A 12,263-nucleotide genomic window follows, 5' to 3' on the forward strand; every position below is an offset into this window, starting at 1 on the left:
GCTGTCGTTCCTCTCCGACGCCTGCGAGGTGAGCTGTCGGGTTCGGGCGGGAGGTGCCCGGCCGCGTGGGCGCGGCTTCACCCCGAGCCGGACCGGTGCGAGCACCGGTCCGGCGGCTTACCTGGGTCCCCCGCTCCTGCCGTGCGTGAGTGAAGTGGTCATCGGTGGCACGGGCGGCGGCAGGATTAGGCGTCCGCCCGGCAGGGCGGGAACGTATGCGAGAGCACATGTCGGGAACAAGTGCCGACGTCACAGATCACGCTGGTTGATCTTGCCTTGGGGGATTTGACGCGCTTGATCCTTTGCGGTCGCCAAGTTCAACTGGCGCTTTCGGGAAGGCGAAACGGCGGGGTGTGGTGTGATGAGATGGGTGTGGCGGAAGTGACTTACTTCACTGATCGCCGGCCCGGTGCGCATGTCCGCTCAAGAGGCGAATTCGCTTGCTATTTGCGGCAAATCGGGCGTGCGGGCAGGATGACCGGCATGACGAGGCGCCGGTCGATATATTTCTGTATGTATCTGGTCTTATCAGTCGATCAAAAACATAACGGGCGTGATCGGATACCGCCCGGCCTGTAACAGCGGGCGCTGGCGGTGATCGAAACGTGACCGGATACGCTGACTCGAGTGAGGGCAGCGACCTATCGACAAACCGTGTAATCGCCAGCAGACACCAGCAGACAGGAGACCCCTCGTGACCGTCGTCGGGCCATTCGGGCTGAGCGTGCGGGACCAGGCTCTCGAAGCCGATGTCCAGGCCGGATTGGCGGCTGTCGAGGAAGGGCTGCTCGAGGCCACCAAGAGTGAGGTGCCCTTCATCACGGAGGCCGCCCAGCACCTGGTGCGCGCCGGGGGCAAGCGGTTCCGGCCGCTGCTGGTGATGCTCGCCGCACAGTTCGGCGACCCGTACGCCCCCGGGATCGTGCCCTCCGCCGTCGTCGTGGAGCTGACCCACCTGGCCACGCTGTACCACGACGACGTGATGGACGAGGCGGCCGTACGGCGCGGGGTGCCCAGCGCGAACACCCGCTGGGGCAACTCCGTCGCCGTCCTCACCGGCGACTTCCTCTTCGCGCGCGCCTCGCAGATCCTGGCCGACCTCGGACCCGAGGCCGTGCGGGTGCAGGCCGTGGCGTTCGAGCGGCTGGTCACCGGGCAGATCCTGGAGACGGCGGGGCCGCAGGATGGGCGCGATCCGGTCGACCACTACCTGGACGTGCTGGGCGGCAAGACCGGCTCGCTGGTGGCGGTCTCCTGCCGGTTCGGCGCGATGATGTCCGGCGCCGACGAGACGGTCGTGGACGTCCTCACCCAGTACGGCGAGCGGCTCGGCGTCGCCTTCCAGCTCGCGGACGACGTCCTGGACATCGCCTCCGACTCCCACGAGTCCGGCAAGACACCCGGCACGGACCTGCGCGAGGGCATCCCCACCCTGCCCGTCCTGCGGCTGCGCGAGCGGGCCGCCCGGCTCGGGCTCGCCGAGGACGTCGCCCTGTGCGAGCTGCTGGACTCCGACCTCACGGATGACGGCCGGCACGCCGAGGCGCTGCGCCTGCTGCGCGCCCACCCGGCCCTGGACCAGGCGCGCCGGGACACCGTCCGCTACGCGGAGGAGGCCCGGGCGGCCCTGGCCCCGCTGCGGGAGGGGCCCGCGAAGGCGGCCCTGGTGGAACTGTGCGACGCGGTGGTGCACCGGGCGGGGTAGTCCCCGGCCCTGCTCGACGGCGTGCCTCGCAACGACGGTGTGTTCCGGGCGGTGTCTGCCCCTACGACCCCTACGGGTCGGGGGAGACACCGCCCGGCCGTGTCATACCGGAGCAGTACACGGAGTTGAGCCCGGGGTCTGACGCAACCATCGGACGGATTTGGTCAGATGGAAACCACGGACTTCACCACATCTCACCGATTCGGGTGAGAATGGCGGCTCGACGAGGAACCGGTGCGAGGACTCGAGATGGACAGCCGCCGCCGACCACGGAGGTAGGGCACAGATGGCACCGTACGCATCCGACGACAACACGACCGCCGGGGAGACCGACGACCTGCCCGCCGGCCGGCGCAAGGCCGCGCGGTACGTGGTCCCGGTCGCGGTGATGGGCGTGGCGGCCGCGACGATCGGACTCGTCCCCGCGCTCGCCGACTCCGGCGACCCCGACCTTCCGAAGATCACCGCCGAGCAACTCATCGACAAGATCGCGAAGTCGGACGTCCAGCAGCTGTCCGGCACGGTGAAGATCACCACGGATCTCGGGCTGCCGGACCTCGGCGGGCTGGAGAGCGGCCTGATGTCCGGCGCGGCCCGGCACGGCGCGGACGGCGGCTCCTCCGCCGACCCCTCGGCCAAGCTCACCGAACTCGCCTCCGGCACCCACACCCTGCGCGTCGCCGCCGACGGCCCCGACCGGCAGAAGCTGTCGCTGCTGGAGAACGCCGCCGAGTACAGCCTCATACACAACGGCAAGGACGTCTGGGGCTACGACAGCGCCTCGAACGAGGTCTACCACGGCACGGCGGCCGACCACGGCGCGCACGGCAGGCAGCAGCCCCCGGCCACGCCGAAGGACTTCGCCGAAGAGGCCCTGAAGGCGGTCGACCCCACCACGTCCGTGACCGTCGACGGCACCGCGCAGGTCGCCGGGCGGGACGCGTACAACCTGGTCGTCAAGCCCAGGCAGTCCGGCTCCACCGTCGGCGCGATCAGCGTGGCGGTGGACGCGAAGACCGGCCTGCCGCTGAAGTTCACCCTCACCCCGGCGAGCGGCGGCGCCGCCGTCGTGGACGCGGGCTTCACCCAGGTCAGCTTCGCCAAGCCGGCCGCCTCGACCTTCGACTTCACCCCGCCCAAGGGCGCGAAGGTCACCGAGGACCGTGAGCTGGAGCACGCCGGCAAGGCGCCGGAGCGCGCCCCGGAGCACGAGGGCGACCGCCACGCAGGCGGCGTTCCCGAGGGCTTCAGCGGCCTGAACACCATCGGCGAGGGCTGGACCACGATCGCCACCTTCGACACCGATGGCGAGGGCCTGCCCACCGCCGGCGGCGGGGCCGGCGGCGACCTCGGCGGCTTCCTCGACTCCCTCGGCGACAAGGTCAGCGGAAAGTTCGGCTCGGGCACCGTCTTCAGCACCCGCCTGGTCAACGCCCTGATCACCGAGGACGGCAAGGTGTACGTGGGCGCCGTCACCAAGGACGCGCTGGTGAAGGCCGCCGACGCCGCGAAGTGACACCGCAGGCCGCCGACGAGGCGAAGTGACACCGCAGGCCGCCGACGAAGCGAGGGAGCGAGGGAGCCGATGGGCGAACCGTCCGCCACGGAGCCGGACCCGGCAGGCGCCGGGGACGGTGTCATCGCCACCCGTGCGCTGACCAAGCGCTACCGCGGCGGACAGCTCGCCGTCGACGGCCTGGACCTGACCGTCCCGGCGGGCAGCGTCTTCGGCTTCCTCGGCCCGAACGGCTCGGGCAAGACCACCACCATCCGCATGCTGATGGGGCTGATCGAGCCGACCTCCGGCACGGCGCGCGTGCTCGGGCAGCCCATGCCCCGGGCCGCGCGCGCCGTGCTGCCGCATGTCGGCGCCCTCATCGAGGGACCGGCCCTGTACGGCTTCCTGTCCGGCCGCGACAACCTGCTGCGCTACGACGCCGCCGACCCGACCGCCGACCCCCGCACCCGGCGCGCCCGGGTCGCGGCCGCCCTGGACCGGGTGGGGCTGACCGCCGCCGCCGGCAAGAAGGCGAAGGCGTACTCCCTGGGCATGAAGCAGCGCCTCGGCCTCGCGGCGGCCCTGCTCCGGCCGCGCCGGCTGCTCGTGCTCGACGAGCCGACCAACGGCCTCGACCCGCAGGGCATGCGCGAGATCCGCACGCTGATCCGGGAGCTGGCCTCGGACGGCACCACCGTGTTCCTCTCCTCCCACCTGCTCGACGAGATCGAGCAGGTCTGCACGCACGCGGCGGTGATGGCCAAGGGCCGGCTGATCGCCCAGGGCGCGGTCGCCGACCTGGCCGCCGGGGCGCGCGGCCGGCTGGTGGTGACCACGCCGGACGCCGGGGAGGCGGCCCGGGTGCTGAAGGAGCAGGGGGTCGGGGACGTCGTGGTGGACGGGGACCGGGTGAGCGGTGAGGTGCCCGGCCGGGAACTCGCCGACCTCAACGCCGCGTTGGTGAAGGCGGGGGTCCGGGTGCGCGGCTTCGGAGCCGAGCGGGCCTCGCTGGAGGACGCGTTCGTGGCGCTGACGGGGGAGGGGTTCGATGTCGCGGGCTGAGGCGCTCCGCCCGGCCGGGCCGGTGAACCCGCTGTGGACCTTCGGCCTGCTGCGCAGCGAGCTGCTCACCACCTTCCGCCGCTGGCGCACCCTCGCCCTGCTGGGCGTGCTGGCCGCCGTGCCGGTCCTGGTCGGCATCGCCGTGAAGATCGAGACGAGCGACGGCTCACCCGGCGGAGGCGGGGACGGCGGAGGCGGCCCGGCGTTCATCTCGCAGATCACCAACAACGGCCTGTTCCTGGTCTTCACCGCCCTGGCCGCGACGCTCCCGTTCTTCCTGCCCATGGCCATCGGTGTCATAGCCGGGGACGCCGTCGCCGGCGAGGCCAACGCGGGCACCCTGCGCTACCTGCTGGTCGCCCCCGCCGGCCGCACCCGTCTGCTGCTCACCAAGTACGCCACGGTGCTGGTCTTCTGCCTGGCCGCCACGCTCGTGGTCGCCGTCTCGGCGCTCACCGTCGGCGCCCTACTCTTCCCGCTCGGCGACCTGACCACCATCTCCGGTACGCGCATCAGCTTCACCGAGGGCCTGGGCCGGGCCCTGCTGATCGCCCTGGTCGTCGCCGCGTCACTGACCGGCGTGGCGGCGCTCGGCCTGTTCGTCTCGACGCTGACCAACAGCGGCATCGCGGCGATGGCCACGACCGTCGGCCTGCTCATCACCGTTCAGATCCTCGACCAGATACCGCAGCTGCACGCCCTCCACCCGTACCTGTTCTCCCACTACTGGCTGTCCTTCGCCGACCTCATGCGCGAGCCGGTCTACTGGGACGACCTGGTGAGGAACCTCGGCCTGCAGGCCCTGTACGCGGCGGTGTTCGGCTCGGCGGCCTGGGCGCGGTTCACGGCGAAGGACATCTCGGCGTAAGGCTCACGGCGTCGCGCAGCTCACGGCGTCTCGTAACTCACGGCGTCGCGCAGCTCACGGCGTCTCGTAGGGGAACCGTGCGAGCGGCGCCCGGCGCGCGAAGAACGTCTTGGCGCGGCTCAGCGCCTCCTCGTCCCTGAGCACGTCACCGGGCTTGCTGCCGTTGCCGAGCAGCACCCCGCCGAACCGCATCCCCAGGTACGCCGCCGAGTTGGAGAGGGTGCCCACCAGCGGGTCGGCGACCACCTGCTCCTCGTGCGCGAGCGCGGTGACGCCCCACAGCGTGCGCCCGGCCCTGGTCGCCTTGAAGTCCAGGCCGGGGGTGCGCAGCCAGCCCGACCAGTAGTCGAGGTAGCGCTTGGTCAGGCCGGAGACCGAGTACCAGTACAGCGGCGAGGCGATCACGATGTCCGTCGCCGCGAGGGTGGCGTCCAGCAGCAGGGCCGCGTTGCCCTCCCGGGGCCGGACGTGGTCGCTGTCGTGACGCAGGTCCTCGAAGTCGGGCAGCGGGTGCTCGGCGAGACTGATCCACTCCTGCTCGACACCGGAGGGCAGCTGCTCGGCGGCCTTGCGGGCGAGCAGCTCGGTGTTGCCGTCGGGGCGGCTGCTGCCGAGGAGGAACAGGAAGCGGCGGGTCGTCATGGATCCCCCAGGGGTGGTCGGCGTACGGCGAATGCATACCCCTGCATTATATGCACGTACAAGCATTCAGGGTACGTGCCACTCAAGCGCCGTCCAGAAGCAGCGCCATCACGCCGACCATCGTGGCGCTGCTGACGATCTGCCTGCGGGCGATCAAGTCACCGATCCGGGAGAGCGGGATCCACTCCAGCCGGTCCGACTCGTTGCGCTCGGTCGGTGCACCCACGCGCTGTGCGTCGTCCGTGCGGAACACGAAGTGGCGCGCGTCGGTGATCCCGGCCGCGGGCTCCGCGTAGACCAGGTCCCGCAGGGAGCCCGGGCGCCATCCCGTCTCCTCCTCCAGCTCCCGCGCGGCCGCCCGCGCGGGCTCCTCGCCGTCCTCGACCAGCCCCATGGGCAGCTCCCAGGCCCAGGTGTCCGTGACGAAGCGGTGGCGCCACAGCATCAGCACGCGCCGCTGAGCGTCGACCGCCGCCGTCACGGCGACGTCCCGCAGCCTGACCACGTGGTAGTCGGCCCGTGTGCCGTCGGGCTGTTCGACGTCCAGGGAGCGCAGCCTCACCCAGGGGGTGTCGTAGAGCGGGCGCTCGGCGTGGACCGTCCAGCGCATGGTGACCTCCGTTCGTCGCACGCCGGGTCCGGCCCGGCCTCGAGCCGTGCCGCCTCGGCGACACGGAGCAGCAGCGCCTCGCCCCCGTGGCGGGCCACGAGCTGGAGCCCCGCCGGGCAGCCGTCGGAGCCCCACCCCGCGGGGACGCTGATCGCCGGGTGGCCGCTGAGGTTGAACGCCCAGGTCAGCGCGGTGGAGTACCGGTCGCCGGGGCCTTCGTGACCGTGCGGGGCGGTGGGGGTCGTGGGCGTCAGGATCAGATCGGCCGCGGCGAACAGGGTCGCCAGCCGCCGGTCGTTGGCGGCGCGCAGGCGCCGCGCGTCACCGGCCCTCGTGGGCTCGCCGGAGCGGAGGGCGAGCCAGGCGGGCGCGGGGTCCTCCAGCACGAGGGGCGTACGGACGAGCCGCACGGCACCCGCCCGCGCCAGACGCCCGGCCGCCGCCCGGGCGAGCGCGACCGGTTCCGGGTCCGGGCCGGCGAAGCCGAGGTCGGGCGACCAGACGGCACGAGGCGTCCCCCGGGGTGCCGTCCCCGTGTCCCCCGAGACCACCCGCCACCACAGGGCCGCGTCCGACACGCACCGGGTGAGCACCCCGGCGGCCGTGAGCCCCGTACGGTCGGCCGACGGCAGCCGCCCGTTGGTGGTCTTCAGCCCGACCACCCCGCACCAGGACGCCGGGATCCGCACCGACCCGGCCCCGTCACTCCCCGTCGCCAACGGCACCAGCCCCGCCGCCACCGCGGCCGCGGACCCGGCCGACGAACCGCCCGGCGTGCGATCGGCCCGCCACGGGTTGACCGTACGGCCGTACGCCCCGGCGCCCCAGGTCTGCCAGGCCGTTCCGGGACCGGGCACGGCCGTGGCACCCACGGGCACGCACCCGGCCGCGATCAGCGGGGCCGCCGCGCGCAGCCCGTGCCGGCCCTTGACGCCGATGGGCACCCCGGCCAGCGGCAGCCGCTCGCCCGCCGCCACGCGCGCGTCCACCCCGGCCGCTGTGCGCCGCGCCTCCTCGGCCCACACCTCGGCGAAGGCGGACAGCGCCGGGTCGGCCCGGTGGATACGGTCCAGGGCGGCGGCGGCGACCTCGGCCGCCGTGACCTCGCCGGCGAGGACGGCGGCGGCGATGTCCTCGGCCGTGAGCGACGGGTACGTCTCAGCGGCCGGCCCCGGTCTCGGCCCCACCGGCATGACGTCAGCTCTCCTGGCGCACCGAGAGCAGTCGGCCGGTGGCGCCCTCGTCGCCTCCGGTGACGAAGAGGCCCGAGCCGTCCAGCACGCCGTGCGGGAGAACCGTGCCGGCGGCCAGGGCCTTCGGCGCACCTCCGCTCACCCTCACCTCGACGCCGGGCTTGTCGTCGCCGACCACGGCAGCGACTCCGTAGGCGATGCCGTCGTCGCGGAGGTGCCGGATCACGACGCTGCGCCGGTCCTCGTCGCCTTCCAGGCAGAGCCCCTTGCCCGTCTTGAGGTCGAACACGACCGTCCCGTAGGCGACGTAACGGCCGTTCGTAGAGGTCACCGTGTCGTACTTGCCCTTTTTCTGGTCCTCCAGACCGCCCCCGCACGTCATGCTCGCCAGCAGCCGGCCGCTGTCGGTGTCGTGGGCGGAGAAGACGAAGGCGTCCGAGTCGCCCGCCGCAGGCCAGCGGGCGACGAAGAGATCCCCTCGGACACCGGAGACCGTACCTTTGGCGCTCTTGTCGGCCTCCTTCGGGACGAAGTCCGTGCCGGACCATTCACGGGGAACGCCGAAGCCGTTGGCTGTCCCGATCAGGGGACCGCGCGAGGTGACGCCCACCACGCGGCTGTACGAGCACCCGCCCCCGTCACACTCCGGCATCAGTGTGTCCGGTTCGTCGTATCGCGTGACCGTGCCTGTCGCCAGGTCGACGGAGGCGCCGTGATAACCGATGTTCCGCCACGTGATCAGCAGTCCGTCCCCGCCGTCGCGGATGTCCAGCGTGCCGCCATCGACATCGTCGGCTGGTACGCGCACACGGCGCAGCGGCTTGACCGAGACTCCTGAGGCGTCCGCCGCGTAGGCGTCGACCTGCACGATCTCCTTGTCCTTGGTGACGGCGTCGCCCTTCACCACGCCATGCGCCCACACGGCGACGTACTCCCGGCCGTCCTGCTCGACGGTGGTCACCTGAGGGATCCCGGCATCGTCGTTGTAGATGACCTCATCGGCTTCGGCCATGGAGGTCGGCGTCCGGAACGCCGCACTCGTCCAGCGGACCTTGCCACCGGCAGCGGTCCGCGCCCGGACCGCGTAGCCCTCCCCGGACTGCGTGACATACGCGACCACACCGGACTTTCCGGCCACGGCGACGGGCGGGGGCACGTCAGGGGGCACCCAGCCGAGTTCCTCGTCCCAGCCGTGATCGGCCTCGTACCCGGAGGGCACGGCGAGCTTCGCGAGCGAGGGCGGGGCGCTTCCCCCGGAACCCCTGCCGCCGTGTTCCCCGTCCGCCTTGCCGTCCCCGCCCCAGCCGCATCCGGCCAGCAGCAGTGCGGCCAGGGTTGTCGCGACGGCTGGCGTTGTTCTGCGCATGTACTGCTCCTCCGACTATGGCTCGCGCACCGCACGCAGGGGCGGCCCCCACGCCGGCCACCCCTCGGACCTGGAACGTCAACGGCCGGGCGCACCCGCGCCGCCGCCTGGCTGTGGCGGGCGGGGGATGTGTGGCGGCTGACCGGGTGTGCCGGGTCCCGCCGCGGGCCGTGGGGTGGAACCCGGCGCGGAGGACCTGCGGGTGGACTGGAGACGGGCCGCGCCCGCGACCGGGTTGGCACCCGCCCCAGCGGCGGGCGAGCCGGCGCCCGCACGCACCGTGGGGCCCGCCTGCTCGGCCCGGTGTCTGGCCAGGTGGGAGCCCTGGAGGGCGGTGGCCATGAAGCCCGCCGCCACGTTTCCGCTCTCCGGCGGCGCCGTCTTGCGGTCGATGACGGCCAGCCTGGCCATGTCCTCCCGGCTGAACACATTGCCGGGCAGCATGCGGGACGCGGCCCCCGTCACGTCGATCGTGTGCTTCCGGTCGGCGGCCTCGAAGTGCAACCGGTACCCGAGGTACTGCTCGTTCTTGTCGAACAGGAGCTCGCCCTTGACCTGTCCGCCCTGCTGCCGTGCCCAGTTGTCGAGGGCGTCCGCGGCCTGCGGCAGCCGGGCCACCCGCCCGAGGCAGGCGACGTAGGCGTCCCCCTCGACGTCGAGCGCCTTGAGGCGGACGCCGCCGTCCGGGGTGCGGACCGTCTCGATGGCGCCCAGCCGCTGGTTGGCGACCGTGACCAGACGCCCGTTGCCGCCGAGTTCGGCATCGTACTGCCGGCGCATCGCCAGGTACTGGGAGTCGTTGTGGAGCACCCAGGGCGCCGCCGTGCCCACCATGGTCACCCGGGCGTTCGGGTTGCCCTCCAGGATGATCTCCGTGTTGGCGATGGCGCCGCCCCCGATGCCGGCGATCACCCAGTGGTCCGCGACCGTGGGGTCGTAGGTCCCGTCGCCCACCTCGTCACCGAGGAGCACCCGCCCGGGCGCCTCCGCGCTCGCCTGCTCCCATTTGGCGGTCGCCTCCAGCGTCTCCCGGGCCGCGGCGACGCGCGGGTCGGCCGCCGACCCCAGCGCCTCGGCCACGCGCGGATCGGCGAGCACCTCCAGCGACGCGGCAGCGCGGCCCTCCCCGGCCGGCAGCGCGGCCAGCCGGTCACGGGCCTGCAGCGCCTCGGGCGTGCCGGTCGTGGTGAGGTGGCCGCTGAGCACGTCGGTGGCCTCCGCCACCGTCGGCACCTGCCGGTTGACACCCGGTATCACCTCCGGTGGCACGCCGGTGGCCACCAACGGGGTGCCCACCACCTCGACCGTGACGGGAGGCGAGCCGTCCATGGGGGTGATCTCGGCGAGCAGCCGGCCGTCGTCGGCGAGGTTCAACGACGCCCGCCCGTCGACGAGCGGACCACGGGCCGCCGCGGTGTCCTCCCAGAGCTGGAGCGCGGCCAGGGAGACACGATCCTTGGGATCACCGAACTGGTAGGGGTCCCAGCCGACCTCCCTGAGGTGCCTGACCTGGTCCGCGGACTGCACGATGCCCTTGATGGGGTCCACGTGCCAGCGACCGCGCGCGTCGACGAGCAGCACATCGGGGTCGCGCCCGGCGAGCGAGGCACCGCCCCCGATCATGATCTCGCGCTGCGGGTACCGCCCTTCGGGCAGCGTGGCCGCCTCGGCGCGCAACTCGTCCAGCGTCCGCCGGCCCACCGCGGTGCGCTGCCGGGCCGCCTCGTCGCGTGCCGCGCCCAGCTCCTCGCGCGGGATGGGGGTGCCGTCGGGACGCCGGCCCGGCAACGGGACGTCGGGTGACGAACCCAAAGGGGGCTGGGCCGCGCGGGTCTCCGCGACCCGGGCCCGGTGCTCCTGAACGACCTGGGCGTCGGCGGCGGTCAACTGCTCGACAGGCCGCGCGAGTTCCCGCAGGGCGCGGGAGGCCTCGGGGGTCAGGTGAGGGATCACGATGTCCGCCCGGACCCTGGCCGCGTACTCCTCCATGGCGCGGGCAGTGGTGTTGTCGGCCGGCGCACCGGGCCTGAGGCCCGTGTGGTCGATCAGCTGGGAGAGTTCGCCGCGCGCCTCGGCCCGCTGCTGCTCGGTCAGTGTCCCGTCGTTCATGCGGGCCGCGAGGTAGTTGAGCTCACCGATGCGGCCCAGGTCCTCGTCCGACAGAAGGGGCTGCGCGGGCAGCACCGCGCCCCGGCCCAGCATGTCCTGCGCCGCGGGTGCCTCACCTCGGGCCGCGCGATCCCGTACGGCCAGGAGCTCGTTGAGCTCGTGGCTCAGGGCGCGGCCGATCTGATCCGGTGCGATGCGGTCGGAGAGCTGGACGACGTGGTTGTCGGAGGCCGTGTTGACGAAACTGCGGGCCACTGTCCGGTCGGGCAGGGACGCGGTCTCCAGCCGGACGGTGAGCGTCGTGCCGCGGTCGTCGGTGAGGGCGAAGAAACGCCGGTCACCGTCTTCCGTGATGCCGTTCGAACGCAGCCGGTCGGCGTAGAGGCCCTGGAGCACCACGGGCAAGGTGGCCTCGGCCTCGGCCAGGACCCGCTCTTCCGGGACCCGCGTGCCGCTGTCGGCCCGGAAGCCGGTGCCGAGGACATCCGTCGCGGTGATGACGACCTCTTCCGGACGCGCTTGCTCAGGGCGCTCCGGACTGTTGTCCTGGTTCACTGACGTCTCCCCCTCCGGCGTCTTGAGTCCCGTAGGATCATGACATGTTGATCGCTCGTTCGATGCAGGAAGCACACCTCTACATGGACCTCCATGCCTGTGTGTGCGGCGCGGAGGAGTTCGAGAGGGAGCACCGCCTGGAGGACCGTGACGGCGTCCTGTTCGCGGTGTTCGAGGGTGTGTGCCCGCAGTGCGGCCGGGCGCGCTCGTTCGAGTTCCGGATGTCCGACGAGCTGCCGCCGGCCCCCCCGGCGTTCGGCGGTGCCGAGCCCTCGCGGATCATCGACCCGGGCGAGTTCATGTGGATCGGGGACCGGGTGTCGACCGAGTCCGGTCTGCGCCTGCTGAACACGCCGCTCGCCGAGCACCGGGAGATCCGCCCGGCGACCGCGTACGCGATCGCCGCCTTCGAGGAGGTCGCCAAGTTCCTCCCGGAGGGCGCCGACCGCATCCCGGAGGAACGCTTCACCTCGGAGCGCGGGCGCGAGATGTACGCCAAGAACCCGGACCGGTTCACGCGTGCGGGGATCGACGACGCCCTGGAGCGCAAGCGGGCCATCCTGGCCGACATCGACCGCTTCAGCCCTCCCCGGAGCTGAGGTCCAGCAGCGCCGTGACGCCGGCCGTGGGCTCGGCGTACCTCGGTTTCCACGGC

10 protein-coding genes and 1 riboswitch are annotated in these 12,263 nt (G+C 72.6%); of the genes, 5 read left to right on the forward strand and 5 right to left on the reverse strand.

Annotation, left to right across the window (positions count from 1 at the left end; all coding sequences use genetic code 11):
* Nucleotides 1-5: 5 nt before the first annotated feature.
* Nucleotides 6-162: riboswitch (cyclic di-AMP (ydaO/yuaA leader) on the reverse strand.
* Nucleotides 163-694: 532 nt separating this feature from the next.
* From AB0K80_RS04580 to AB0K80_RS04595, 4 genes are all read left to right on the forward strand, one after another.
* Nucleotides 695-1,705, forward strand: a complete 1,011-nt coding sequence (locus tag AB0K80_RS04580) for a polyprenyl synthetase family protein (protein ID WP_365665726.1) — start codon at nt 695-697, stop codon at nt 1,703-1,705.
* 286 nt (nt 1,706-1,991) lie between these two features.
* Nucleotides 1,992-3,221, forward strand: a complete 1,230-nt coding sequence (locus AB0K80_RS04585; RefSeq protein ID WP_365665727.1) for a DUF2092 domain-containing protein — start codon at nt 1,992-1,994, stop codon at nt 3,219-3,221.
* 69 nt (nt 3,222-3,290) lie between these two features.
* A complete protein-coding gene (locus tag AB0K80_RS04590; RefSeq protein WP_365665728.1) occupies nt 3,291-4,265 on the forward strand; it encodes an ABC transporter ATP-binding protein in 975 nt (324 codons plus the stop codon).
* Nucleotides 4,252-5,133, forward strand: a complete 882-nt coding sequence (locus AB0K80_RS04595) for an ABC transporter permease (RefSeq protein ID WP_365665729.1) — start codon at nt 4,252-4,254, stop codon at nt 5,131-5,133. The genes AB0K80_RS04590 and AB0K80_RS04595 overlap by 14 nt, the downstream gene beginning before the upstream one ends.
* Before the next feature lie 54 nt (nt 5,134-5,187).
* Here AB0K80_RS04595 and AB0K80_RS04600 read toward each other — a convergent pair whose 3' ends face one another.
* The 5 genes from AB0K80_RS04600 to AB0K80_RS04620 all read right to left on the reverse strand — a co-directional run bounded on the left by AB0K80_RS04600 (nt 5,188) and on the right by AB0K80_RS04620 (nt 11,608).
* The gene (locus tag AB0K80_RS04600; RefSeq protein WP_365665730.1) at nt 5,188-5,775 is read right to left on the reverse strand and encodes an NAD(P)H-dependent oxidoreductase; all 588 of its coding nucleotides are present in this window, start codon (nt 5,773-5,775) and stop codon (nt 5,188-5,190) included.
* Nucleotides 5,776-5,857: 82 nt separating this feature from the next.
* Nucleotides 5,858-6,385 carry an NUDIX hydrolase gene (locus tag AB0K80_RS04605; RefSeq protein WP_365665731.1) on the reverse strand — a complete coding sequence of 176 codons (528 nt, stop codon included), beginning with the start codon at nt 6,383-6,385 and terminating at the stop codon, nt 5,858-5,860.
* Complete coding sequence (locus tag AB0K80_RS04610) at nt 6,334-7,578, reverse strand: amidase (RefSeq protein WP_365665732.1); 1,245 nt, start codon at nt 7,576-7,578, stop codon at nt 6,334-6,336. The genes AB0K80_RS04605 and AB0K80_RS04610 overlap by 52 nt, the downstream gene beginning before the upstream one ends.
* Nucleotides 7,579-7,582: 4 nt before the next feature.
* Nucleotides 7,583-8,944, reverse strand: a complete 1,362-nt coding sequence (locus AB0K80_RS04615; protein WP_365665733.1) for a hypothetical protein — start codon at nt 8,942-8,944, stop codon at nt 7,583-7,585.
* A gap of 78 nt (nt 8,945-9,022) precedes the next feature.
* Nucleotides 9,023-11,608, reverse strand: a complete 2,586-nt coding sequence (locus tag AB0K80_RS04620; RefSeq protein ID WP_365665734.1) for a hypothetical protein — start codon at nt 11,606-11,608, stop codon at nt 9,023-9,025.
* 44 nt (nt 11,609-11,652) lie between these two features.
* On the opposite strand from AB0K80_RS04620, the gene AB0K80_RS04625 reads away from it, so the two are divergent.
* Nucleotides 11,653-12,207 carry a hypothetical protein gene (locus tag AB0K80_RS04625; protein WP_365665735.1) on the forward strand — a complete coding sequence of 185 codons (555 nt, stop codon included), beginning with the start codon at nt 11,653-11,655 and terminating at the stop codon, nt 12,205-12,207.
* Nucleotides 12,208-12,263 lie beyond the last annotated feature (56 nt).

Source organism: Streptomyces sp. NPDC052682, assembly GCF_040678435.1.
In the GTDB taxonomy this organism is placed as follows: domain Bacteria; phylum Actinomycetota; class Actinomycetes; order Streptomycetales; family Streptomycetaceae; genus Streptomyces.

Bases quoted from the DNA above. Each gene is read 5' to 3' on its own strand.
- AB0K80_RS04585 (WP_365665727.1), top strand. From the start codon at position 1,992: ATGGCACCGTACGCATCCGACGACAACACGACCGCCGGGGAGACCGAC.
- AB0K80_RS04590 (WP_365665728.1), top strand. From the start codon at position 3,291: ATGGGCGAACCGTCCGCCACGGAGCCGGACCCGGCAGGCGCCGGGGAC.
- AB0K80_RS04595 (WP_365665729.1), top strand. From the start codon at position 4,252: ATGTCGCGGGCTGAGGCGCTCCGCCCGGCCGGGCCGGTGAACCCGCTG.
- AB0K80_RS04600 (WP_365665730.1), bottom strand. From the start codon at position 5,775: ATGACGACCCGCCGCTTCCTGTTCCTCCTCGGCAGCAGCCGCCCCGAC.
- AB0K80_RS04605 (WP_365665731.1), bottom strand. From the start codon at position 6,385: ATGCGCTGGACGGTCCACGCCGAGCGCCCGCTCTACGACACCCCCTGG.
- AB0K80_RS04610 (WP_365665732.1), bottom strand. From the start codon at position 7,578: ATGCCGGTGGGGCCGAGACCGGGGCCGGCCGCTGAGACGTACCCGTCG.
- AB0K80_RS04615 (WP_365665733.1), bottom strand. From the start codon at position 8,944: ATGCGCAGAACAACGCCAGCCGTCGCGACAACCCTGGCCGCACTGCTG.
- AB0K80_RS04625 (WP_365665735.1), top strand. From the start codon at position 11,653: ATGTTGATCGCTCGTTCGATGCAGGAAGCACACCTCTACATGGACCTC.